We start from the raw sequence: 24651 nt of genomic DNA, 5'->3' as shown, positions 1-24651 counted from the left end.
GCCGCTATGAGGGGCGGAGCAAGGAGTTCCGCCCCCCATGACCCAATACCCGCGCGGCTGGGAGTTCTGGATCGATCGCGGCGGCACGTTCACGGACATCGTCGCGCGGCGGCCGGACGGGGCGCTGATCACCCACAAGCTGCTGTCGGAGAACCCCGAACACTACGCTGACGCCGCCGTGGCGGGTGTCCGGGCCTTGCTGCCCAGCGGCGCGCGCATCGACGCGGTGAAGATGGGCACTACGGTCGCGACCAACGCCCTGCTCGAGCGCAAGGGCGAGCCGACGGTGCTGGCCATCACGCAAGGCCACGCCGACGCCCTGCGGATCGGCTACCAAGCGCGGCCGAAACTGTTCGAGCGCCATATCGTCAAGCCCGAGGCGCTGTACGACCGCGTCGTCGAGCTCGACGAACGCATGAGCATAGAGGGCGAGGTGCTGCGCCCGCTGGACGAGGTCGCCGCGCGGCGAGACCTGCAAGCCGCCTACGACGCCGGTTTCCGCGCGGTGGCGATCGTGCTGCTGCATGGCTTTCGCTTCACCGAGCACGAGGCGCGCGCAGCCGCGATCGCGCGCGGGATCGGCTTCACACAGGTCTCGGTCAGCCACGAGGTCAGCCCGCTGATGAAGCTGGTCGGGCGCGGAGACACGACGGTTGTCGACGCCTACCTGTCGCCCATCCTGCGGCGATATGTGGACCAGGTCAGTGGGGCGTTAGGCCATGATACGCGGCTTCTCTTCATGCAGTCGAACGGCGGCCTGACCGATGCGCGCGCCTTCCGGGGCAAGGACGCTATCCTATCTGGCCCCGCCGGTGGGGTGGTCGGCATGGCGCGGACGGCGGTGGAGGCCGGCTTCGATCGGGTGATCGGCTTCGACATGGGCGGCACCTCGACCGACGTCTGCCACTATGCCGGCGCGTACGAGCGTGCCTTCGAGACGGTGGTGGCGGGCGTGCGGATGCGCGCGCCGATGATGAACATCCACACCGTGGCGGCGGGCGGCGGCTCGATCTGCTCGTTTGACGGCGCGCGGTTGCGGGTGGGCCCCGCCTCGGCCGGGGCTGTCCCGGGGCCGGCGGCCTACCGCCGGGGCGGGCCGCTGACGGTCACGGACTGCAACGTCATGCTGGGCAAGCTGCGGCCGGAGTTCTTTCCCAAAGTGTTCGGTCCGAACGCCGACCAGCCGCTAGACGTAGAGGCCGTGACGCACGGCTTTGAAGCGATGGCGGCGGAGATCGTCTGGGCGACCGGCAAGGCGATGACGCCCCAGGAGGTCGCCGAGGGCTTCGTCACCATCGCCGTCGAGAACATGGCCAAGGCCGTCCGGCAGATCTCGATCCAGCGCGGCTACGATGTTACCCGCTACGTCCTGGCCTGTTTCGGGGGCGCGGGCGGCCAGCACGCCTGCCTGGTCGCCGACGCCCTTGGCATGACCAAGGTGATGATCCACCCGTTCGCGGGCGTGCTTTCGGCCTATGGCATGGGTCTGGCCGACCTGCGCCTAATCCGCGAGGAGACGGTCGAGCGGACGCTCCATGACGCAGGCGACCTGGCGGCGCGGGCGGCGACTTTGGCTGGCGAGGCCGAGGCGGCCTTGCGCGCGCAGGACGTGCCGATGGCCTCGGTGGAGACCGTCGCGACATTGCGTGTGAAGTACGCCGGCACGGATACGCCGCTCGTGGTCCCGTTCGGCGACGCCTCCGTCGTGCGCGTGGCTTTCGAGAACCTTCATCAGCGCCGGTTTGGCTTCACATCGCCGGCGACGCCGCTGGTGATCGAGACGTTGTCGGTGGAGGCCATCGGCCACGCGGATGCTGGCGCCGAGCCCAGCTTGGGCGAGGCCAAGGCCACGGGAGCGGCCAAGGCGATCGCGACTGTCGAGGCGCGAATGGCTGGTGCGTCGCAAGAGGCGCCCGTGTTCGACCGTGAAGCCCTTGGCGTTGGCGTTGAGGTGCTCGGTCCCGCCATCATCCGGGAGGCTACGGGCACCACCGTTGTTGAGCCTGGTTGGCGCGCCCGCGTCGACGCACGGCTGAACCTGATCCTGGACCGCGTTGTCGCCCTGCCGAGCCGCAAGGCGATCGGGACGCAGGCCGATCCGGTCATGCTGGAGGTGTTCAACAACCTCTTCATGGCCGTGGCCGAAGAGATGGGGTTCGCCCTGCAGAACACCGCCTATTCGGTCAACATCAAGGAGCGACTGGACTTCTCCTGCGCCCTGTTCGACCGCGACGGCAACCTAATCGCCAACGCCCCGCACATGCCCGTACACCTGGGCTCGATGGGCGACAGCGTGCGGGCGATCCGCGACGCTCGCCTTTCCGATGGACGCGGGATGAAACCCGGCGACGTCTACATGCTGAACGCGCCCTACAACGGCGGCACCCATCTTCCGGACGTGACCGTGGTCATGCCGGTGTTCGATGCGACGGAAGCCTTGCTGTTCTACGTCGCCGCGCGGGGACATCAGGGTGACATCGGCGGGATCACGCCAGGCTCGATGCCGCCGAACAGCAAGACGGTCGAGGAAGAGGGCGTCCTGATCGAGAATTTCCTGCTGGTCGAGGATGGTCGCTTCCGCGAGGCCGAGACCCGGGCCCTGCTGGCTTCGGGCGAATGGCCGGCGCGAAATCCCGACCAGAATATCGGCGATCTGAAGGCCCAAATCGCCGCCTGCGCGCGCGGGGCTGAAGCGCTCACCGGGATGGTCGCCGAGTTTGGCCAGGACGTCGTCGAGGCCTACATGGCCCACGTGCAGGACAACGCCGAGGAGGCCGTCCGTCGCGTGCTGGCGACGATGGAGAGCGGCTCGTTCGCCTACGAGTTGGACGACGGCGCGGTTGTGAAGGTCGCGATCGAAGTCGACCAGGAGACCCGAACCGCCCGTGTCGACTTCACCGGAACGAGCGACCAGGTTCCGACCAACTTCAACGCCCCCGCCTCGATTTGCCGGGCGGCGGCGCTTTACGTGTTCCGCACGCTGGTGGACGACGAGATTCCGATGAACGACGGCTGCCTGCGGCCGGTCGAGCTGGTGATCCCCGAGGGCTCTATGCTGCGGCCGCGCTATCCGGCGGCGGTGGTGGCGGGCAATGTCGAGACCAGCCAAGTCGTGGTCGACGCCCTCTACGGCGCTCTCGGCGTGATGGCCGCCGCCCAGGGCACCATGAACAACTTCACGTTCGGCGACGAGCGGCGGCAGTACTACGAGACCATCTGCGGCGGCTCCGGTGCGGGGCCGGACTTCGACGGGACCGACGCGGTCCAGACCCACATGACCAACAGCCGCCTGACCGACCCCGAGGTGCTGGAGGCGCGCTATCCGGTGCTGGTCGAAGCCTTCTCGATCCGGCGCGGCTCCGGCGGCGAAGGGACGCATCGCGGCGGTGACGGCGTCGTGCGCAAGATCGGCTTCCGAGAGCCGATGACCGTCAGCCTGCTGTCTAATCGTCGCCGCGTCCCGCCGTTCGGGCTGGAGGGCGGTCAGCCTGGCGCGCTTGGCGCGGCGCGGGTCGAGCGCGTCGATGGTGAGGTGCAGCCCCTGGCCGCGACGGACTTGGTGCGAGTCGGCGCGGGCGACGCTATCGTCATTGAAACGCCGGGCGGCGGCGGCTGGGGAACGGCTTGATGGCTAAGGCTTCGGTTCTGTTCGTGTGTCTTGGCAACATCTGCCGCTCGCCGTTGGCCGAGGGGGCGTTCCGGGCCGAGGCGCAACGGATGCAACTGGATGTGGTCGTCGACTCGGCTGGCACGGGCGGCTGGCACGCTGGCGAGCCGCCGGACCCGCGCGCCATCGCCGCCGCCCGCCGCAACGGCGTCGATATCGCCCGCCAGCGCGCTCGCAAGGTGACCAAGGACGACTTCCGCCTCTTCACCCACATCTACGCGCTGGATGAGGCCAATCTGAACGGCCTTCGGGCGCTTGCGCCGCATGGCGCGACGGCGGAGCTGGGGCTGCTGCTGGACCTGGTGCCCGGGCACCAGGGCAGGGCGGTGGCCGATCCCTACTATGGCGACGCCAGCGACTTTGACGTGACTTGGCGCGACGTCGAGATGGCGGCGAGGGCCCTGGCCCAGCGCCTGGCGCACCAGGGCTACCGCTGAGACTCAGTGCAGCGTGGGGCGTGTCGTCGGCGCGTATGCTGGCTCCTCGAATCTCAGCGGCAACGCCAGCGCTTCGTGAGCCAGGGCCGAGTTCAGAAAGCGAGCGGCGACGACAACGGCCTCGGGTGTCATCACGAGGTGCTCAAGCAACCGCTCGGCGATTTCGGGCGCGGCGGGGCAGACGCCGCACGCGGTGATGAGGCGTTGCTCGTCCTCGGCGTAGCCTTGGCGGCAAGGCGCGGCGATGCGCAGGGGGCGACGGACTTGGCCCTCGATGGTGGTCATCAGCAGGATAAAGGCGGTCGCCACGCGCGATGAGACGAGGCTTCCGACCTCGCGCGACAGGCGCTCGCCAGGCTCCTGGCCCAGCACGCGCGCTGTCACCCATTGGCGTAGCATCCACAGCAGGACCCGCTCGCCACGCGTCAGCGCCGACGGGCCGCACTCGTCGACGGATGCGTGATGAAAGGGGTCAGGGAAAAGGTCGGACCGCACGCCGGAAATCTCCTCGCCGAGCAGGGGGCCGACACCCGCCCTGGCGAACCGACTTCGGTGAGCGGCCCGACGCGTTCTTGCGAACACTTCTCAACTAAACGGGATGTCTAGTTGCGAGTCAATCGCAAAAATGCGCTGATGATCTAACCGCCGAAGCCGCCCTTGTGGCTTCCGCTATAGGCATAGCTGCGGCCGCCGCCGAAGCCACCGCGCGAGACGACGGAGGTGCGGGTCTGGACCTTGGGCGGCGCATTGCGGATTGTGTCGGGCGGGTCGATGCTGTCGCGCGTGATGACGGTCCGGCCCGTGCCGTAGTCGCGGCCCAGGCGTCCGCCCCAGGTCGAGTAGTAGCCGTCGTTCCCGCGGTAGAGTCCTGTCCCTCGATAATAGTTGCCGCCGTCCAGCATCCGCCCGATCACGAAGCCAGCGAGGAGGGGCGTGAAGAAGCTGCCGCCGCCGGCCTCGCTGCGGGGCACGCAGTTGCCGGCGCCATAGACGTCTTCGCACGACGCGCGGGCGTCGTAGCGCGGGGCGTTCTTGGCGTCATCCTTCTGGGCGGCCGCCCAGGACGTGTCGCATTGCTGGTCCGAGACCTCTTTGGCGGCCTTGCACTCTTCTAGGGACTTGTAGCTGAAGGCCTCGACCTGCTCGCCGCGGTTGGGATCCCAGCCCGCCTGGGCGCCGACGCCGGGATCGTCGCACCCGGCCAAGGTCAGACTGGCCGCGCCGGCCAGCATGGTCGTCAGTTGCAGCGACGTGGAGCGCTTACGGGTGCTCATGGCTCCGCTCCTCAGGTCGTCATGCAGGCGGCGTTCAGCACGCCGACGGCGATGGAGATGCCCGCCAGATAGACCCCGATCGAGGTCTCGCCGTTCTCGATGCGCGCCTTGACGTCGGGCAGGGCGACGAGGCGCACGCCCGTGAAGGCGGCGATCTGGATGACGCCAGCCAGGGTCGCCCAGGCCGCGAACTCGGGCAGGCTGACCGTGTGGCTCAGCGCCGAGGCCAACGGCAGGACGTAGCCGATCAAGGCGCCGGCCAGGGCGATGGCCGCAGCCAGGTTGCCCTGCCGGATCAACGCCTTTTCATTATAGGGCGTCACCCACTGGTAGATATACTTGAAGGCGATCGTGAACAGGCCCGCGGCCACGAAGGCCACCAGGAACGCGATCGCTCCGTCCTGGAACGCCGTGAAGTCGAACATCGGCCTCTCCCTAAGCCTTGAACTCGCCCACCGACAGCGGCAGGCCGATCATCGTCTCGTGCGTCACGTCACCGTCCTCGGGCTCGGCGGTCAGCGCCAGCAAGAGTTCGCGGCCCTCGCCGCCCGAAAGCTCGCGGTGGAACAGCATGGTGGTCTGGAAGAGCCGCCGGTCGGGCGTCGCGCCCTCGCGGTCGTAATAGACGTCTTCCCACAGGGTAACGGGGTCCTGCCGCTCGGCGTCCTCGCCGAACCAGAGGCGGCGGTACTCCGGCAGGCCCTCGGGCTGGAAGGTTCGGGCGCGCAGGCGCTCGGCCCACAGGTCGCGGTCGGCGCGGTCGGCCGGATACTCGCTGGCCCACGGAACGAAGACGGTGAAGTCGTTGGCGCGCTGGCCTTCGCGGTCGTCCGAGACCACCTGAAACAGGATTTCGTCGTCCGTATAGAACCGATGCACGAACGCGCCGTCGTTCAGGTGGATCAGGCCTTGGGCGGTGATCTCCAAGGTGTCGCGATCCAGGGCGAACTTCGCTTCGCCGCCCAGGCGTCGCCAGGCCAGAGGGTCCAGCACCACGGTCCGGCCTATGGTCACGTTGCGGATGACGGGCAGGGCGGGGCGCTGGGCGTCCTTCCTGCCAAAAAGCTTTCCGAACATCGCGGTGCGCGAGCCCTCGAATCCCTGGCCGACATGCCTATCTGATCGGCGACGTCAGCGCTCCCCATGGACGCGCTTGTCCCTGAGTGAAGTCGGGCGCAGGATGACGCTGAACGGCGTCTTGTCAAGCGTACATGTTATGCGTACATGTAACGCATGCCTGCCAAACCGACGAGAGGCGCTCAGGCCGCCGAAAGAACCCGCGCGTGGCGTGAAGCCCGTCGGCAAGCCGGCTTCGTGAAGATCGAGGTCTGGGCGCCGGCGGCGTGCAAGCCCGACATTCTTTCGGCTGTCCAAGCGATCGTCGTGGAGTCGGCCCGCGGGCCGGCCCTGAAAACCAACCCCAACCCTCCCAAGGGCGTCAGACACATGGATTCCGTTATCGACACCGCCTGGACGATCCACACCCTGCGTGACGGGCTGGTGGAGAGTTCCCTTGTCCGTGAGGACGAAATGACCGTCACCGTCGTCGAGGGCGTTGAGCCTGTCCTGATGGTGGTCATGCACGAGTTCGGCGACCTGCCGATCTATGTCAGCGGCGGCGGCCTGCAGTTGGTGGTCTCGACCATCCTTTGGCCCTGTGACGAACAGAACGATCGCGCGGCGTTCAACGAATTCCTGCTCAAGGCCCAGAAGATCGTGCCGCTGTCGAATTTCGGCATCACGACCATCGAAGGTCGCGACTATTATGAACTGATGGGCGAGATTTCGTCCAAGACCACCCTGCAGACCCTGGTGATCGAGCTGCGCACCCTGGCCGACAACGCCATCGCCGCCGCCAGCGATCTGCGCGACAGTTTTGAAAAGAGCCGCGGCGCGGCCGCCTAACGAACAAGACCTGGAGACCTACTCATGTCGATCTGGAGCAAGCTCTCGGCCCTGTTCCGCGGGACCGCGCACGATGGGGCGCAGACCATCGTGGACGCGAACGCTTTGCGAATCCTGGACCAGGAAATCCGCGACGCCGACAACGCCCAGGGCAAGGCCCGGGACGAACTGGCCAAGCTGGTCGCGCGCCGCCGGTCGCTGGAGACCGAGGTCGCCCAACTGACCGACCAGTCGCGCAAGTATGAGACCTCGGCGCGCGCCGCCATGAACAAGGGCGACCAGGCCCTGGCCCTGGAAGTGGCTCAGCGCATCGCCGACCTCGAGACGGACGCGACGCAGAAGTCGACCCAGATGACCGAGTTGCGCGCCGCCGAGGAAAGGCTGCGCACGATCATCGCCCAGACCGACACCAAGGTCGAGGCGCTGCGCCGCGAGATCGAGATCGTCAAGGTCAACGAGAGCGTCCAGAAGGCCCAGGCCGCCGTGATCTCCCGTTCGGGCTCGGCCAGCGGCGTCGTCGGTTCGGCCGCCGATAGCCTCAAGCGCATCAAGGAGCGTCAGGCGGTGCGCGAGGAGCAGTTCCGGCTGCATAACGAGACCGAGGACCGCAAGACCGGCGCCGATCTCGACGCCAAGCTTGCCGCAGCGGGCATCCTGCCGGGCGGCGGCGGGGCCGAGGATGTTCTGGCCCGCCTGATGGCGCCGAAGGACGAGGCGCTGCCGGCTCCGATGCTGGCGATCGAGGACAAGGTCAAGGCCGGGTCCAAGGACGCCTGATGCGCCGTCTTTCCCTGACGCCTCGGCCGGACTGGAAGTCCAGGGCCGAGGCCGTCGGCTTCACCTGGCATCACGCCGACGGTCGTCGCTATTGGGACGAGCGGGCGGCCTACGCCTTCACGCTGGACGAGGTCGAAGGCCATCTGGAGCCCGCGACCGAGGCCCTGCACAAGCTGTGTTTGGAGTTCGTCGAGGAGGCCATCGGTAGCGACGCCTTGATGGCGAAACTCCAGATTCCCGAGGCTTCGCGCGATGTCGTCGCCGCCTCGTGGAAGGCGCGCGATCCTTCGCTCTATGGCCGCTTCGATTTCTTCTACGATGGGGCGGGGCCGCCCAAGCTCTACGAGTACAACGCCGACACGCCGACCAGCATCTATGAGGCGGCGGTGTTCCAGTGGCTGTGGCTGGAGGACCTGATCCAACGCGGCGCGCTGCCGGACAGCACGGACCAGTTCAACAGCCTGCACGACCAACTCGCCGAGCGCCTCAGGGCGATCTTCCCCAGCGGCGGCTTCGTCCACTTCGCCAGCGATCCGGACTTCGTCGAGGATCGCCAGACGGTGCGGTTCCTGGAGGATATGGCGCGGCTGGCGGGGCTTGAGCCCAAGTTCGTCCCGACCACGGAGATCGGCCTCGACGCCGACGGCCGCTTCATCGACCAGGACAACTACCTCATCGGCGCGATGTTCAAGCTGTACCCCTGGGAGGACATGCTGCGCGAGCCGTACGCGGCTAACATCGCCGGCTCCAAGACCCTGTTCATCGAGCCGCCCTGGAAGGCGCTGCTGTCGAACAAGGCCCTGCTGCCGCTGCTGTGGGAGCGGCATCCCGGTCATCCGAACCTGCTGGAGACCTATTTCGACGACGATCCCAAGGTCGAGCGGCTGGGCTCCAGCTACGCCCGCAAGCCGCTGTTCAGCCGAGAGGGCGCGAACGTCGAGCTGTGGACCAACGGCCGCAAGGGCCGGGTGCTGGACCAGGGCTATGGCGCCGAAGGCTGGATCCGCCAGGAACTGAAGCCGCCGCCCAAGTTCGGCGCGAACTATCCCGTGGTCGGCTCCTGGGTGATCGGCGACCAGCCGGCCGGGATCGGCGTGCGCGAGGATCGGGGCCGCGTGACCCGCGACCGCTCGCGGTTCGTGCCGCACATCATCGAGGGCTAGGATAGGCCGCGCAGGATCCGAACCACCTCGGCCACCGTGGCCTGGTCGGTGTCCTGTAGTGTCGGCGGAACAAAGCCCATGGCGCCGAGCTTCGACGCCGGATCGGCGCCGGGTTTCGCCGCGCCGAATGAGCCGTGCACCTCGCGTACGCCCGTCGTGCGGACGAGTTCGGCGATGTTCGAGACCCTGACCCCGGCGCCGGCCAGGATGCTGATACGGCCGCCTGCCTGGGTCATCAGGGCCGCGATCCGCTCTGCGCCGACCACCGCGCTGATCGCGCCGCCCGAGGTGAGCACGCGCTCGAAGCCCATCTCGATTGCGGCCTCCAGGGCCGCTGATTGATCCGCTACGAGGTCGAAGGCGCGATGCAGGGTCAGGCCCAAGCCTTGCGCATGCTCGACCAAAGCGGCCAGCACCTCGAGGTCCAGTTCCCCGTCCGGGCGGCTGGCGCCAATGCTGACGCCCTCCAGGCCGTAGGCGCGGACGGCGTCGATGTCGCGCTTCATGGCGTCCAGGTCGCGCGTATCATAGCAGAAGTCGCCGTTGCGGGGCCGGATCATCGGATAGACCGGGATCGGCGAGGCAGCGGCCAGCGCCATGAGGCCAGGCGCGGGCGTCAGGCCTTGCAGCGTCAAGGCCGCGCAAAGTTCGATCCGATCCGCCCCGCCGGCGATCGCCGCCGCCAATCCGGCGGGCGTATCGACACAGACTTCCAGCAGGACGCGCCCTTTCACAAGATCATTGGCGGCGGTCATGGTCTCTCTCCGGCCGTGGTACGGATTCGGCGGTCTTCTTGGAGCACACCGGCATGATGAATCGTAGAGGCCTGATCGGCGCGACCCTCGCCGGATCGACAATGATCAGCGGGCGGGCAACGGCGGCGGGCGAAGGCGTGCGTTTGGGTGGCCCCTGCGTGATCTCCACCTGGGACTTCGGCGTCGCGGCCAACCAGGCGGCCTGGGCTGTGCTGTCCAAGGGCGGCCGCGCGCTGGACGCGGTCGAGGCTGGCGCGCGCGTTCCCGAACAGGACCTCAAGAACCATAGCGTGGGTCGGGCCGGCTATCCCGACCGCGACGGCCACGTGTCGCTCGACGCCTGCATCATGGACGAGCTGGGCAACTGCGGTTCTGTCGCGGCGATGGAGCATATCGCCCATCCGATCTCGGTCGCCCGCCGCGTGATGGAAAAGACCCCGCACGTGATGCTGGTCGGGGCCGGCGCGTTGCAGTTCGCGCTGGAGCAGGGCTTCCCGCGCGAGGAGCTGCTGACGCCGGAATCGAGGGCCGCCTGGGAGGCGTGGAAGAAGGAGGCCAAGTACCAGCCCAAGGCCAACAGCGAGGTCATGGACTACGGCAAGACCACGGGCCAGCTCGGCACGCCCGGCGGCGCCAACAATCACGACACCATCGGCATGCTGGCCATCGACGCCAAGGGGAACATCGCCGGCGCCTGCACCACCAGCGGCATGGCCTGGAAGATGCGCGGCCGGGTGGGGGACAGCCCGATCATCGGCGCGGGGCTCTATGTCGACAACGAGGTCGGCGGCGCGACCTCGACCGGCGTGGGCGAGGAAGTGATCCGCAATGTCGGCAGCTTTCTCGTGGTCGAGCTGATGCGCCAGGGCCGTTCGCCCGAGGCCGCCTGCCGCGAGGCCGTCGAGCGGATCCTGAAGAAGAAGCCCCAGGCCAAGGACATCCAGGTCGGCTTCCTGGCGATCAACAAGCAGGGCGAGGTCGGGGCCTGGGCGATCCAGTCAGGCTTCAGCTACGCCCTGTGCGACGGCCGCAAGCAGGACCTGTTGCTGCCGGGCAAGGCGACCTACGCATCCGGAGTCTGACCTGCTACGTAAAGTGGATAGGCGAACCGATAACGCAGTTATAGCGTGCCCGCCCAATCATCCGGAGGAGACCGCCATGTGCGATGACGATATCCACCAAGGCCTCGTGCACGACCCCAGTGTTTCCCGCCGTGCGTTCGGCCTGATGACGGTCGCCCTGACCGGCGTCGCGACCGTCGCTCGCGCCGACGACACGGTCGTGGAGAAGGATGTCGAGATCAAGACGCCGGACGGGACCGCCGACGCGGCGCTGTTCTATCCGAAGGCCAAGGGCAAATATCCTGCCGTGCTGCTGTGGCCCGACGTGATGAGCCTGCGGCCGGTGTTCCGCGACATGGGCCGTCGCCTCGCCGCGGCCGGCTATGTCGTGCTGGTTCCGAACCTCTACTACCGCGTCCAGAAGGCGCCGGTGATCCAGGGCAGCTTCAACTTCGCCAACCCCGAGGACCGCGCCAAGCTGATGCCGATGCGCGCCACGGTCACGCCCGAGGGCACGTTCAAGGACGCGGTGGCCTACATCGCCTTCCTCGATGCTCAGCCCCAGACCAACAAGGCCAAGAAGGTCGGCGTGCAGGGCTACTGCATGGGCGGCCCGCTGTCGTTCCAGACCGCCGCCGCCGTCCCGGACCGCATCGCGGCCGTGGCCTCGTTCCATGGCGGCGGCCTGCTGACGGCCAAGCCCGACAGCCCCCACCTGCTGCTGCCCAAGACCAAGGCCGAATACCTGATCGAGATCGCCGACAACGACGACAAGCAGGACCCGACCGTGAAGGACAAGCTGAAAGCCGCCTTCGCCGATGCCAAGATCCCGGCCCAGATCGAGGTCTTCGAGGGCGCCAACCACGGTTGGACCGTCAAGGGCAGCCAAGTCTACAATGAGGCCGCCGCCGAGCGGGCGTGGAGCAACCTTCTGGCGCTCTACAAGAAGACGCTGGGCTGATCCGCGAGGGGAACGATGGCGGGCGGCGAGGGCTTTGGCTAAACCCTGGCCGTCCGCAACCTTGAGGTCTCCGTGCTATTCGACGCCCCGCCGCCCCCGGTCTCCGCTGTCATCGTCGAGGCGCCGAGACTGCCGCCGTTGGCCGGGCAGGAGGCCTTCTCGACCGCGAGCTATGACGCCGCGCAGCTCGGGGCGTCGGCGCGGCTGGACGATGTCCTGAAAACGACGCCGGGCGTGTCGCTGTTTCGGCGCACCGGCAGCGACGCGGCCAATCCGACGATCCAGGGTCTGTCCCTGCGCGCGGTCGCGCCGTCGGGCGCGGGGCGGGCGCTGGTGACGCTGGACGGCGCGCCTCAGAATGATCCCTTCGGCGGCTGGGTCATCTGGACAGCCTTGCCCGGCGAGAGCCTCTCCGGCGCGACCATCGTGCGCGGTGCGGGGGCGGGGCCTTATGGCGCTGGCGCTCTGACCGGCGTGGTGGCGTTGCGAGAGCGCGCGGTCGGCGGCGGCCTTTCCAGTCTTTCGGTCCAGGCCGGCGAGCGCGATAGCTGGCGTGCTGCCGGGACCCTCGGAACCGATCACGTGCTGCTGACCGCCAGCGGCTCGCGCACCGACGGCTATCGCCCGGTGCGCGGCGCGGCAGCGGGCGCGGCCGATGTCCCGACCACGCTTGAGGATGGCGCGATCACCGCCCGCGTCCAGGGCGAGGCGGGCGGCGTGCGCTGGGCGGCGCGGATGGGCGCTTTCCAAGAAAAGCGCGGCGCCGGCCTGTTCGGCGCCAAGTCGAACGCCACGGGAAGCTCACTGGCGCTCACTGTCGCGGGCGACCGTTGGCGCCTGCAAGCCTGGACGCGATCCAGCGATCTGGAGAATACCTCAGCCGCCGTCGCTGCTGGACGGACCGCGACGACGCCAGCCAACGACCAGTACTCCACGCCCGCCAGTGGCTATGGCCTGAACGCCGCCTGGCAGGACAAGGCCGGTGACTGGTCGTGGGAGCTGGGAGGCGACGTCCGGGCGACCGAGGGGCGGACGAACGAGCGCTTCCGCTACCAGAACGGCGTCTTCACCCGGCAGCGAACCGCCGGCGGTCGTACCCTGGTCGGCGGCGTCTATGCCGAGACGGCCTATAGCCAGCCAGACTTCTCGGTGACCGGCGGGGCGCGGCTGGACGGCTGGCGCTCGTATCACGGCGTCAGGCGCGAGCGGGATGCGGCGACCGGCGCGCTGACTCTCGACGCGGCCGTGGCAGACGCCTCCGGGACGACGCCGACGGCGCGCGCCGGCGTGCGCCAGCGTCTGATCGACGACACCTGGGTCCGGGCCGCCGCCTATGCGAGCTTTCGGCCGCCCACGCTGAACGAACTGCACCGTCCGTTCCGGGTCGGCAACGACGTGACCGAGGCTAATTCCGCCCTGAAGCCCGAGACGCTCTATGGCGTCGAGGCTGGCCTCTCGGGCGAGGGTGCGGTCGCGTGGAACCTCGGTCTCTTTTACAATCAGATTCAGGATCCGATCACCAATGTGACGATCGGCGTCGGGCCGGGGACCTTCCCGGTGGCGGGCTTCATCCCGGCCGGCGGCGTGCTGCGCCAGCGCCGCAACGCGGGGGAGATCAACGCCTATGGTCTGGAGGGCGATATCGCCGCCGACCTGTCGCCGGCCTGGACAGTTCGCGCCGCCTTCTCTGCGACCCATGCCCGCGTCGACGGCGGCGGTCTGGCGCCCCAGCTGACCGACAAGCGTCCCGCCCAGGCGCCGGCCTTGACCATAACCGCCGGCGCGCGCTGGAGACCGCTGCAGCGCCTCAGCCTGGACGCCGACCTGCGCTACGAGAGCAAACGCTACGAGGACGACCTGAACCTCCGGACGCTGAAGGCGGGGGCCAGCCTTGACCTTCGCGCCGGCTGGGCGCTGTCGCCGACCAGCGAGATCTATCTGGCCGCCGACAACGCGTTGAACACCGATCTCGCCGTGGCCCAGACCGCCGACGGCGTGACCAGTTACGCCGCGCCTCGGACGGTCTTCGTGGGCTTCGCGCTCCGTCGATAGGCGTTGCGATCATCGACTATAGACCTTGATAGCGCTGTCACGACCGGGTAGCCCTCTTTTCAAAAGTTGAGGAGGAACACCATGCGCCTGTCGCGCCGCGCCTTGCTGGCGGCTATGTCGAGCCTGCCAGCCATTGCCGACGCCGCGTCGGCGGCTCCCCGCGTGATCCGTCTCGACACGGCGAAAACCACGGGTCCCGTAGACCGCTTCTTCGATCTCTCGGTGGGGGCGGACTATCCCGGTACCCTCATCCGCGCCGACAGCCAGACCCAACTGAAGACCGCAGTGGACGAGCTGGGATTTCGCTACATCCGCTTCCACGCGATCTTCCACGACGTACTGGGCACGGTGAAGGTTCGGGATGGCAAGATTGTCTATGACTGGACCAAGATCGACCAGCTCTACGACGCGTTACTCGCCAAGGGCATCAAGCCGTTTGTCGAGCTGGGCTTCACGCCGGAGGCGATGAAGACCTCGGACCAGACGATCTTCTACTGGAAGGGCAACACCTCCCACCCCAAGCTGGAGCCGTGGCGCGACCTGATCGACGCCTTTGTCCGGCATATTCGCCAGCGTTATGGCGCCGAGGAGGTGCGGACCTGGTTCTTCGAGGTCTGGAACGAACCGAACCTGGATGGCTTCTGGGAGAAGGCCGACCAGGCCGCCTATTTCGAGCTCTATGATGTCACAGCGCGCGCCATCAAGGCGATTGATCCAGCTCTGCCTGTCGGTGGGCCGTCGACGGCCGGCGCGGCCTGGGTTCCGGAGTTCCTCGCGCACGTCAAGCAAAGCGGCGCGCCTGTCGATTTCGTGACCACCCACACCTATGGCGTCGACGGCGGCTTCCTTGACGAGAAGGGCCAGCAGGACACCAAACTCTCGGCCTCTCCGGACGCGGTCGTCGGTGACGTGCGCAGAGTCCGAGAGCAGATAGAAGCCTCGCCATTCCCAGGTCTGCCGCTCTATTTCACCGAATGGAGCACCAGCTACACGCCGCGCGACAGCGTTCATGACAGCTATGTCAGCGCGGCCTACATCTTGGACAAGCTGAGGCGCACCCAGGGCCTCGTACAGGGCATGAGCTACTGGACCTATAGCGATCTGTTCGAGGAGCCCGGGCCGCCGACCGCGCCGTTCCAGGGGGGCTTTGGGCTGATGAATCCCGAGGGCGTCCGCAAGCCAGCCTGGTTCGCCTACAAGTACCTGAACGCCCTGCGCGGCCAAGCGATCGCCTGCGAGGACGCTCAGGTCTTCGCCGCCCGCGACGGGCGAAAAGTGGCGGTGCTGGCCTATGCCTGGCGACAACCTGAGCAGACTGTCAGCAACCGGCCTTTCTACACCAAGCTGCATCCGCCGGGTCCCGCGCCTGCGCTGCAAATGCGTCTGGCTGGCCTCAAGCCTGGCCTCTACCGCCTTCGCGCGCGTCGGACGGGCTATCGGGCCAATGACGCCTACAGCGCCTACATCGACATGGGCATGCCCGGCGCTCTGACGCCGGCCCAGCTCGCCCAGCTTCAGGCCCTAACGATGGATCGGCCCGAGGTCGACAAGGTGATCAAAGTCTCGGGCGAAGCGGTGGTCGATCTTCCCATGCGCGCCAATGACATCGTCCTGGTGGAACTAGAGCCCGCCTGATGGCGGGCTCTGCTTTGCGATCTCGTGGGAGCTCGGCCCTATACGTCAGAGCCCGTTTGGCGGCGGCGTGAAGCGGGCGGCCCAGCCCGTCGGCGCCGCTTCCAAGGTCAGCTCCAGCACGCCCCCCTTGGCGAGTTCGTCGTGGGAGATCCACGCGCGATCTAGCGGTTTGCCGTTCAGCTTGGCGCCCGTGACATAGCGATTGGCTTCCGACGTCGTCGGCGCCCGGACCTCGAAGCTCTTGCCGCCCTCCAGCGCGATCACGCTGCGCGAGAACACCGGCGAGGCGATGTAGTAGTAGGGCTGGCCAGCGTTCGGATAGAGGCCGATCGCGTTCCAGACGTACCAGCTGGACATGGCGCCAGCGTCGTCATTGCCCGGCAGGCCGGTGCGGCTCAGGCGATAATGCTTGGCCATCAGGCCGCGCGCGATCTCATGAGTCCGGTCCGGGCGGCCGGCGTGGATGTAGAGATAGGGCGCCAGCAGATCCGGCTCGTTGCTCTGTGAGTAGTGGCCGTCGAACAGGTGGTCGAGCCATTTGACGAAACCCTCGGATCCGCCCGTCTTGGCCATCAGCCCCGCCACGTCCTGCGGGACGAAGCTGGAGTACTGCAGCGAATTGCCTTCATAGAACACCGCGTCCCACCAGGGGCCCGAGCGGTCGGGATACTCGTAGGTGCAGCTGTAGTTCTCGACCCACTCGCCGTTCGGATAGCGGGGGCGGACGCAGCCGAGACTATCGTCCCAGAGGTTCTTCCAGTTGCCCGAGCGGGCGATGTAGCGCTTGGCGTCCTGGGTCTTGCCCAGCGCCTTGGCGACGACGCCGATCGCATAGTCGTCATAGGCGTATTCCAGGGTGCGCGAGGCCGAGCGGGTCTGCGTGAACGGCACATAGCCTAGCTTCAGATAGTCCTTCAGCACTCGGCCCTGCAGGAAGGGCTGGTCGCTGTCGACTTCGCCGTTTTTGCGGATCGCCTCATAGGCCAGGTTGACGTCGAAGCCGCCCAGCTTCTTGGTCACCGCGTCGGCGATCAGGATGTCGCCGTTCGAGCCGCCCTGGGTCATGCCGTTGGCGCCGGCGATGCGGGAGTCGGGCATCCAGCCGGTGTGCTTGTAGGTGTCGATCAGCGACCGGATCATGTCGCGCTGACGCTGCGGCTGGATCACCGTCAGCAGCGGATGCAGCGTCCGGAAGGTGTCCCACAGCGTGTAGAAGTCCTCGTAGTGCGGCTCGTCGGACTTCCACCAGACGTTCTCGCCGCTCAGATCATGCGGCATGGTGTGCGAGCGGTAGAGCGCCGAATAGAAGATCCGTTGCTGCTCGTCCGTGCCGCCCTCGACCTTGATCTTGGCCAGGGCGTCCGACCACTGGGCCGCTGTTGCCGCCTGATAGGTGTCGAAGTCCCAGCCGGGCATCTCCTCGGCCAGGTTGGCGCGGGCTTTGTCGGCGCTGACGAACGACACGGCCAGCTTCATCTGGACCTGACGGTTGGTGGTCGTGTCGAAGGTCAGATAGGCGCCGAGGCGGTTGGAGAACTCGCGCTCGGTGTCGTACTCGATCATCAGGCCCTGGCGGTTGGCCGCGCTCTTGACCTGGACGCCGCCTTCCGCGCGGCCGATGCCGGGTTTGGTCTCCATCCAGCCCTGGCCCGCCTTCCACGCGCCGAAGGCCTTGGCGGGACGATCCGTGACGGCGTGGAAGTAGAGCGTATAGGGCGTCGGGTTCCAGCCGCCCTCGACCGTGACCTCGCCGGACAGGGTGTGGTCGTCGATCAGCTCGACCTTGGCCAGACGCACGCGCTGGCCGCGGCCGCGCATGGCGATCACCGAGCTGACGTCGAAGATCAGGTTGCTCTCGGCGAGCGCCGGATAGGTCAGGCGCTGGAAACCGACGCGGCGCGAGGCCGTGAGCTCGACCTTGATCCGCTCGGCTTCGGTATTGGCCAGGCCCACGGCGTAGTAGCCCGGCGAGGCCCGCTCGTCGGTCTTGCCGTAGTGCAGGTGGTTGACGCGCAGCGGGCCGACCGTCGGGGTGACCCGAAAATTACCGTACTTGCCCGAGCCGCCCGTGCCACTGACATGGGTATAGCTGAAGCCCATGATCGGGCTCTTGGAGTCGTAGCCGTTGGTGTCGGCGTTGGTGGTGTCGGGGCTCAGCGACACGAAGCCGAACGGCGCGCCGGCGCCGGGCACGGTGTTGCCGCCGGTGACGCCACCGCCGTCGACGCCGACGAACGGATCGACCTTGGCCAGCAGGTCTGGCGCCGACTGGGCGCTCGCCAGTCCGACGGAACCCAGGCTCAGCGCGACCGCGAGGGCGAGGACCCGCCTAGACGGGAAGCGGCTCTTTCCGGACATGGTTTTCCTTCCCGTCGATCCAGGTTTTCGCGACGTTGAGGTCGTCGTCTAGCAGGCAGAAGTCGGCGGCGAAGCCGGGGGCGATCTGGCCGCGCTGATGGCCAAGGCCCAGGAACGCGGCAGGGGCGGCCGAGGCCATCATGACGGCGTCGGCCAGCGACAGGCCCAGCGTCGCCACCGCGTTGCGGACGGCGGCGGCCATGTCGAGGTCCGAGCCGGCCAGGGTGCCGACGTCGTCGACGCAGACGCCGTCGCGCACGGTGATCTCGCGACCTTGCAGGGTGAAGCGCTTATCGGTCATGCCGACCGTCGGCATGGCGTCGGTGACCAGCATGAACCGGTTCAGCGGCCGCGCGCGCAGGGCGATCTTCAGGGTGACCGGATCGACGTGGCGGCCGTCGACAATGATCCCCGCCCACACGTGCTGGTCCTCCAGCACCGCCCCGACGACGCCGGGCTCGCGGCTGGTCAGGGGCGACATAGCGTTGAAGAGATGGGTCACGCCTGTAAGGCCGTGCTCGATGGCCTGGCGCATGGTCTCGTAGCGGGCGTTGGTGTGGCCGGCCGCGACAATGACGCCAGCCTTGGAAAGACGCCCGATGACCTCGGGCGTGGTCCGCTCGGGCGCCAGGGTCAGCAACAGCTTGCCGCGCTTGAGCGAAGAGAGCAGGGCGATGGCCTCCTCGTCGATGACCCGGAACTTGGCCTCGTCGTGGATGCCCTTGCGCTTGGGGTTCAGGAACGGCCCCTCGATGTGGACGCCCAGCACGCCGGGCACGCCCGCTTCGATGGCGGCCTCGGTGGCGCGCAGGGCCTTGTCCACGACATCGAGGTCGTCGCTGATCAGGGTCGGCAGGAAGCCGGTCGTGCCATAGGCGCGATGCGCCGCGCCGATCGCGGCGATGGTCTCTACGGTCGGGGCGTCGTTGAAAAGGACGCCGCCGCCACCATTGACCTGGGTGTCGATATAGCCGGGGACCAGCAGACCGCCGCTCAGGTCCTGGCGCTCGACCCCAGCGGGGACCTGCGCCATCGGAACCACGGCGACGACCTTGCCATCCTCGACAAGTACGGCGTGGCCTTCGACGACGCCAGCCGGCGTCATTACCCGGCCGTTGATAAGAGCGGCCGGCATCAGACGGTTTCGGTGACCTTGTTGAGGTGAGGTGGGCTATCGGGATCATAGCCGCGCGCCACCGACAAGGCGTTGGCCATGCGGTAGAAGCTCTGGACCATCAGGATCGGCTCCAGCACCGGATGGGTCTTGAGGCTGGGCAGTAGATCATCGCCGGACTTGCCCCCGTCGGCTTTACCAGGCGCGGCCAGGAACACGTCGGCGCCGCGCGTCCGCAGGCCTTGGGCCATGTCTTCGACGCTTTGGCGGCTCTCGTCGTTCTGAGCGAAGACCAGGGCCGGAAAGCCGTCCTTCACCAGAGCCATCGGGCCGTGCAGCACCTCGGCGGCGCTGAAGGCCTCGGCGTGCAGGCCGCAGGTCTCCTTGAACTTCAGCGCGGCTTCCAGCGCGACGCCAAAGCCTACGCCGCGACCCAGCACATAGAGGTTGGTCGCCGTTTCGAGACGCTTGCCGGCCGCCGACCAGTCCAGGGTCCAGGCCTTTTCCAGCGCGGAGGGTAGGTCCGCCAACGCCGCCGTCAGTTCGGCGTCCTGCGTCCAGGCGGCGATCAACTGAGTCACCGCCACCAGGGCGGCGATGTAGGACTTGGTGGCCGCCACCGACAGTTCCGGTCCCGCATGCAGCGGGATCACCGCGTCGGCCAACTGCGCCAGAGGCGAGTCCTCGACATTGACCAGGGCCACGGCGTAGGCGCCGGCCGCCTTGGCCGCCGTCACCGCCGCCAGCAGGTCGGGGCTCTTGCCCGACTGCGAGACCGCCAGGCACAGCGCGCCTTCGAGGTTCGGAGAGGCGTCATAGACCGAGCTGACCGACAGGCCGACCGACGAGGTCAGCACGCCCGCCTTGGTCTCGATCAGGTAGCGGGCGAAGGTCGCGGCGTGGTCGCTGCTGCCGCGGGCGCAGGTCACCACGACGCGAGGCGGATTGGCGCGCAGGCGCTCGGCCAGGGCCGCGACCCGCTCGGCGTTGGCCGCCAGCAGGGCTTTGGCCACGGCTGCGCCTTGGCCGGCCTCGGCGAACATCTTCGTGCTTTCCGGCGCCAGCCGCCCCGTCGTGGGGCCTTCAGGACGGGTCAAGACAGTCGCCTCCAAGCTCGTGGTCCTTTGAAACATGCCAGCGCGAGCGCCGGTCAGGATGCGTCGTTCAGTTCGGCGACGAAGTCGTAGGCGTCGCCACGATAGTAGGAATTAGAAATCTCGACGGCCCGGCCATCCTTCAGGAAGCCGCGCCGCTCGACCAGCAGGCCCGCGTCCTTGGGTTTCACGCCCAGCAGCGCCGCGTGTTCGCGGTTGATCAGCACGCCGCGCAGGCGCTGGAGCGCGCGCGCCGGGCGGTGACCGTGCGCGGCCATAGCCTCGTAGAGCGAGTCCTTGACCACCTCGGGCGAGGGCAGGGCGAAGGCGGCGATCGTGGTGTACTCCATCGCCATGGGCGCGCCGTCGGCGAAGCGGATTCGGTGGAAGCGGTAGACCGGCGTGTTGGGCGAGACGCCCAGCATCAGCGCCTCCTCTGGCGTCACCGCGCCCTCGGCCCGGGTGATCCATTCGCTGCGCGGCGCGCGACCGCGCGAGATCATGTCCTCGGTGAAGCAGGTCAACTTCGAGAAGTTCTTCTCCACCCGGGCGGCCACGAAGGTGCCGGCGCCCTGGCGGCGGGTCAGCAGGCCTTCGTTGACCAAGCCTTCCAGCGCCTTGCGCACAGTGATGCGCGAGACGTTGAACTCGTCGGCCATATCCCGTTCGGGGGGGAGGGCGTCGTCCGGGCTCAGCACCTTCAATTGGATCGCCTCGCGCAGGGCGCGCTGCAGCTGAAGGTATAGCGGCGCAGAAACCGCCCCGTGGGCGAAGCCTATGCGCTGGGAAAGAGACACTCGCTCCGCCTCCTGCGGTTGCATGACCCCGGCGGTCTAACCGTCGGATACCAATATGAGTCCTATTATCCGACGGCGGATGTCAACGCTTCATACCCTGTCGCGCCGATTTGTCCCTGTATATTGGCTATTTCGTAGGCTTAGCAAGGGTGGCCATGCCAAAGCGCAAAAGTGGCCTTGCCAAATGGTATTAAAATGGAATGTAGTGCCGTCCCGTCGTTGTAGCGCGGCGGAAAGGGGGCGATTCAGATGTCGGCATGGGTGCTGTCTTCACCGCTGAAAGGCTGGATCGCGTCTTTGGATGAGGCTCCGGACGCGGTGTTTGCGGGACGGATGCTGGGCGACGGGGTTGCGATTGATCCGTTGGGTGGCGAGCTTGTGGCGCCTTGCGACGGGGTTGTGGCCTCAGTGCACCGGGCGGGTCACGCGGTGACGCTGCGCGCGGCGTGCGGGGCCGAGATTCTGATGCATGTGGGGCTTGAGACGGTGGCTCTGGGCGGCGAGGGCTTTGAGGTCCGCGTGCGTGAGGGCCAGTCGGTGCGCGCGGGCGATGGGCTGATCAGCTTTGATCTGGATTTCCTGGCCCAGCGGGCCAAGAGCTTGATCACGCCGGTGGTCATCACCAATCCCGAAGCCTTCGAGATTGTGCGCCGCGACCAGGACCAGGCCGTGGAGGCGGGCGGTTTCCTGATGGAGCTGCGGGCGCTGGGCGGTGCGGCGGCCTCGAACGCCTCGGATGCGTCCAACGAGATTTCCCGCGCGGTGACCGTGCCCTTGATGCACGGGATCCACGCGCGGCCGGCGGCGCGGATCGCCGAGCTGGCCAAGACCTTTGGCGGCGAGACGGCGCTGGTCGTGGGCGCGCGCCGCGCCAGCGCCAGGAGCCCGGTGGGGCTGATGGCCCTGGCTGTGCGCCACGGCGACGAGATCGTGGTCACGGCCTCGGGCGCGGACGCCGCGAACGCCGTGGCGGCCATCGTCGCGCTGATCGAGAGCGGCATGGGCGAGGGGGCTCGGGTCTTGGCGAAGGCTGCGCCAGCGCCCGCCCCGGCCCCGATCGCGTCGCAGCCGCTGGCGCCGGCGGCGCTGCCGGCCGACGGGGTGCTGAAGGGCGTGCTGGCCGCGCCGGGGCTTTCGATCGGCAAGGCCGTTCGCCTGGCCTCGTCCGACATCGCCGTGCGCGAGCAGGGCGAGGGGCAGGCCTTTGAAGAGGCCGCGCTGGTGGCCGCCCTGGACAAGGTCCGCGCCAAGATCGAGGCCAATGCGTCCAAAGAAAACGCCCCTGGGGGCGACAAGGCCCGCAAGGCTATCCTGTCCGCCCACCTGGCCTTCCTGGACGACCCCGAGCTTCTCGCCCAGGCCAAGAGCCTGATCGCGGCGGGCAAGAGCGCCGGCTTTGGCTGGCGCGCGGCGGTGGGCGGTTATGTCGAGGCGCTGCGCGCGCTGGGCGATCGCCGGATGGCCGAGCGGGTCGATGACCTGATCGACCTGGAGCGCCAGGTGCTGCGCGCTCTCAATGGCGAAGACGATGACGCCGCGGTGCTGCCGCCCGGCTCGATCCTGTTGGCCGACGAGCTTTTGCCCTCGCAGCTGATGGGGGCTGACCCTGGCGTCATCGCCGGCTTCGCCACCGCGCGCGGCGGTCCGACCTCGCACGTGGCGATCCTGGCTGCGGCCATGGGCATCCCGGCCCTGGTGGCGCTGGGCGGCGCGGCGCTGTCGATCGCGGACGGAACCGCCCTGATCCTCGACGCTGATGGGGGAAGCCTTCGCGTGGCCCCCGACGCCCCGGCTCTGGAGGCGGCCCAGACGCAGCTGGCTCAGCGCCAGGCCCGCAAGGCCGCCGCCCACGCCGCCGCCCACGCGCCAGCCGTGACGAAGGACGGAACCCGCATCGAGGTCTTCGCCAACACCGGCTCGGTCAAGGACGCCTTGGCGGCGATCGAGAACGGCGCGGAGGGCAGCGGACTTCTTCGCACCGAGTTCCTGTTCCTGGACCGCCAGACCCCGCCCGATGAGGACGAGCAGGCCCGCCAGTACCAGGCCATCGCCGACGCCCTGCAGGGGCGGCCGCTGATCGTGCGCACGCTGGACGTCGGCGGCGACAAGGCCGCGCCCTATCTGCCGATCCCGGCCGAGGAGAACCCGGCGCTGGGCCTGCGCGGCGTGCGCGTCAGCCTGTGGCGACCGCATCTCCTGAAGACCCAGCTGCGCGCCATCCTGCGGGTGGTTCCGCCCAAAGGCGCAAAAGGGGGTCAGTGCAAGATCATGGTCCCGATGATCGGCAGCCTCGACGAGCTGCGGGCCGTGCGGCTGTGCTGGAAGAAGCCAAGCGCGAGCTTGGGATCACCGACCACGTCGAGCTGGGCGTGATGATCGAGACGCCGGCTGCGGCCGTGACTGCCGACCTGATCGCCGCCGAGGCCGACTTCCTGTCGATCGGCACCAATGACCTGACCCAGTACGTGCTGGCCATGGACCGGGGCAATCCCGAGCTGGCCGCCCGGATCGACGCCCTGCACCCGGCGGTGCTGCGGATGATAAGCCAGACCTGCCAGGGCGCGAAGGTCCACGGCCGCTGGGTCGGGGTCTGCGGAGGCCTGGCCTCTGACGTCGCCGCCACGCCGATCCTCTTGGGCCTTGGGGTCACGGAGCTGTCGACCACGGCCGCCATCGCCCCGGAGGTCAAGGCCCGCGTCCGCGATCTTGATCTGGCCGCTTGCCAAAAGCTCGCCGCCCAGGCCCTGGCCCAGACCTCGCCGCAGGCCGTGCGCGGCCTTGTCCAAGCCTTCGGAGCCTAAAGCATGAAGTCTCCGATGAAGTCTCCGCTCGAGATCCTCCAGCCGCTGGGCCGGGCCCTGATGCTGCCGATCGCGGTGCTGCCGGTGGCGGGCCTGCTCTTGCGCCTGGGCCAGCCAGACCTCCTCAACATCGGCTTCGTGGCCGCGGCCGGGGATGCGATCTTCTCCAACCTCGGTTTGCTGTTCGCCATCGGCGTGGCCGTGGGCCTGGCCCGCGAGAACAACGGCGCGGCGGGCCTGGCGGGCGTGGTCTGCTTCCTGATCGCCACCGAGGGCGCCAAAGCCCTGCTGCATGTCCCGGCCGAGGTGATGGCGGGCCTTGTCCAGGCCCACGCGGACCTGGCCTCGGCCGCCTATAAGGCCAAGGCGCTGGGAAAGCTCAGCGTGCCGATCGGCATCGTCTCGGGGATCATCGGCGGCCTCTTCTACAACCGCTTCTCGGGCTTCAAGCTGCCCGAGTATCTGGCCTTCTTCAGCGGCCGGCGGTTCGTGCCGATCGTCTCAGGGCTGGCGGGCCTGCTGATCGCCGTCCTCTTGGGCCTGGGCTATGACGTCCTCAACGGCGGGGTCGACGCGGCCAGCCGGGCCGTGGTCGGCTCAGGCGAGCTTGGCCTTGTGGTCTACGGGTTCCTGAACCGGGTCCTGATCGTCACCGGCCTGCACCACATCCTCAACAACATCGCCTGGTTCGTGGTCGGCGACTATCACGGCGCCACGGGAGACCTGCGCCGCTTCTTCGCCGGCGACCGGCCGCCGGGGCGTTCATGAGCGGGTTCTTCCCGGTGATGATGTTTGGTCTG

General features: G+C 68.0%; 18 protein-coding genes and 2 pseudogenes. 11 read left to right on the top strand and 9 right to left on the bottom strand.

Annotation, left to right across the window (positions count from 1 at the left end; genetic code table 11):
* Positions 1-37 precede the first annotated feature (37 nt).
* Complete coding sequence (locus CSW59_RS19030) at positions 38-3628, top strand: hydantoinase B/oxoprolinase family protein (protein WP_099445553.1); 3591 nt, start codon at positions 38-40, stop codon at positions 3626-3628.
* The gene (locus tag CSW59_RS19025; protein ID WP_099445552.1) at positions 3628-4104 is read left to right on the top strand and encodes a low molecular weight protein-tyrosine-phosphatase; all 477 of its coding nucleotides are present in this window, start codon (positions 3628-3630) and stop codon (positions 4102-4104) included. Before CSW59_RS19030 ends, CSW59_RS19025 begins: the two co-directional genes overlap by 1 nt.
* Before the next feature lie 3 nt (positions 4105-4107).
* On the opposite strand, the gene CSW59_RS19020 is transcribed toward CSW59_RS19025, so the two are convergent.
* The 4 genes from CSW59_RS19020 to CSW59_RS19005 form a co-directional block, all read right to left on the bottom strand.
* Positions 4108-4599 (bottom strand): hypothetical protein, encoded by a 492-nt coding sequence (locus CSW59_RS19020; RefSeq protein WP_099445551.1) that lies wholly within the window; start codon positions 4597-4599, stop codon positions 4108-4110.
* A 143-nt stretch (positions 4600-4742) separates the two neighbouring features.
* A complete protein-coding gene (locus tag CSW59_RS19015) occupies positions 4743-5378 on the bottom strand; it encodes a DUF1190 domain-containing protein (protein ID WP_099445550.1) in 636 nt (211 codons plus the stop codon).
* A gap of 11 nt (positions 5379-5389) precedes the next feature.
* Positions 5390-5803, bottom strand: coding sequence for a DUF350 domain-containing protein (locus CSW59_RS19010; protein WP_099445549.1), 414 nt, complete (start codon positions 5801-5803; stop codon positions 5390-5392).
* A gap of 10 nt (positions 5804-5813) precedes the next feature.
* Entirely contained in the window at positions 5814-6455 is a 642-nt protein-coding gene (locus tag CSW59_RS19005) for a YjfK family protein (protein WP_099445548.1), read from the bottom strand.
* Between the two features lie 156 nt (positions 6456-6611).
* Between CSW59_RS19005 and CSW59_RS19000 the strand changes: the two genes are divergently transcribed.
* The 3 genes from CSW59_RS19000 to CSW59_RS18990 are packed head-to-tail and all read left to right on the top strand — an operon-like array spanning position 6612 to position 9223.
* Complete coding sequence (locus CSW59_RS19000) at positions 6612-7283, top strand: YjfI family protein (RefSeq protein WP_099445547.1); 672 nt, start codon at positions 6612-6614, stop codon at positions 7281-7283.
* Between the two features lie 24 nt (positions 7284-7307).
* Complete coding sequence (locus CSW59_RS18995) at positions 7308-8060, top strand: PspA/IM30 family protein (protein WP_099445546.1); 753 nt, start codon at positions 7308-7310, stop codon at positions 8058-8060.
* The gene (locus CSW59_RS18990; RefSeq protein ID WP_099445545.1) at positions 8060-9223 is read left to right on the top strand and encodes a glutathionylspermidine synthase family protein; all 1164 of its coding nucleotides are present in this window, start codon (positions 8060-8062) and stop codon (positions 9221-9223) included. The genes CSW59_RS18995 and CSW59_RS18990 overlap by 1 nt, the downstream gene beginning before the upstream one ends.
* On the opposite strand, the gene CSW59_RS18985 is transcribed toward CSW59_RS18990, so the two are convergent.
* Positions 9220-9978, bottom strand: coding sequence for a copper homeostasis protein CutC (locus tag CSW59_RS18985; protein ID WP_099445544.1), 759 nt, complete (start codon positions 9976-9978; stop codon positions 9220-9222). The genes CSW59_RS18990 and CSW59_RS18985 overlap by 4 nt on opposite strands.
* Before the next feature lie 53 nt (positions 9979-10031).
* Between CSW59_RS18985 and CSW59_RS18980 the strand changes: the two genes are divergently transcribed.
* The 4 genes from CSW59_RS18980 (at position 10032) to CSW59_RS18965 (ending at position 15687) form a co-directional block, all read left to right on the top strand.
* Entirely contained in the window at positions 10032-11060 is a 1029-nt protein-coding gene (locus tag CSW59_RS18980; RefSeq protein ID WP_099445543.1) for a N(4)-(beta-N-acetylglucosaminyl)-L-asparaginase, read from the top strand.
* 76 nt (positions 11061-11136) lie between these two features.
* Positions 11137-12000 carry a dienelactone hydrolase family protein gene (locus CSW59_RS18975; protein ID WP_099445542.1) on the top strand — a complete coding sequence of 288 codons (864 nt, stop codon included), beginning with the start codon at positions 11137-11139 and terminating at the stop codon, positions 11998-12000.
* Between the two features lie 72 nt (positions 12001-12072).
* Positions 12073-14052 (top strand): TonB-dependent receptor, encoded by a 1980-nt coding sequence (locus tag CSW59_RS18970; RefSeq protein ID WP_099445541.1) that lies wholly within the window; start codon positions 12073-12075, stop codon positions 14050-14052.
* A gap of 114 nt (positions 14053-14166) precedes the next feature.
* Complete coding sequence (locus tag CSW59_RS18965) at positions 14167-15687, top strand: cellulase family glycosylhydrolase (RefSeq protein ID WP_099445789.1); 1521 nt, start codon at positions 14167-14169, stop codon at positions 15685-15687.
* Positions 15688-15732: 45 nt separating this feature from the next.
* Here CSW59_RS18965 and CSW59_RS18960 read toward each other — a convergent pair whose 3' ends face one another.
* Genes CSW59_RS18960 through CSW59_RS18945 form a run of 4 tightly spaced genes read right to left on the bottom strand, consistent with a single transcriptional unit; the run spans position 15733 to position 21074 of the window.
* Positions 15733-18045, bottom strand: coding sequence for a GH92 family glycosyl hydrolase (locus CSW59_RS18960; protein ID WP_099445540.1), 2313 nt, complete (start codon positions 18043-18045; stop codon positions 15733-15735).
* Positions 18017-19180 (bottom strand): N-acetylglucosamine-6-phosphate deacetylase, encoded by a 1164-nt coding sequence (nagA, locus tag CSW59_RS18955; protein WP_099445539.1) that lies wholly within the window; start codon positions 19178-19180, stop codon positions 18017-18019. The genes CSW59_RS18960 and nagA overlap by 29 nt, the downstream gene beginning before the upstream one ends.
* Positions 19180-20271 carry an SIS domain-containing protein gene (locus tag CSW59_RS18950; protein WP_099445538.1) on the bottom strand — a complete coding sequence of 364 codons (1092 nt, stop codon included), beginning with the start codon at positions 20269-20271 and terminating at the stop codon, positions 19180-19182. Before CSW59_RS18950 ends, nagA begins: the two co-directional genes overlap by 1 nt.
* Positions 20272-20309: 38 nt before the next feature.
* The gene (locus CSW59_RS18945) at positions 20310-21074 is read right to left on the bottom strand and encodes a GntR family transcriptional regulator (protein ID WP_099445537.1); all 765 of its coding nucleotides are present in this window, start codon (positions 21072-21074) and stop codon (positions 20310-20312) included.
* Positions 21075-21234: 160 nt separating this feature from the next.
* On the opposite strand from CSW59_RS18945, the pseudogene ptsP reads away from it, so the two are divergent.
* Both ptsP and CSW59_RS18935 read left to right on the top strand, forming a co-directional pair.
* Positions 21235-23851, top strand: a pseudogene (gene ptsP, locus CSW59_RS18940) (phosphoenolpyruvate--protein phosphotransferase).
* A 15-nt stretch (positions 23852-23866) separates the two neighbouring features.
* Positions 23867-24651 (top strand): annotated as a pseudogene (locus CSW59_RS18935) (PTS transporter subunit EIIC); the annotation flags it as partial.

It is taken from the genome of Caulobacter sp. BP25, assembly GCF_002737755.1.
Classification (GTDB): Bacteria; Pseudomonadota; Alphaproteobacteria; order Caulobacterales; family Caulobacteraceae; genus Caulobacter.
Note: the sequence above shows the minus strand (reverse complement) of the source record. Positions and strands in the feature narration are given on the sequence as shown.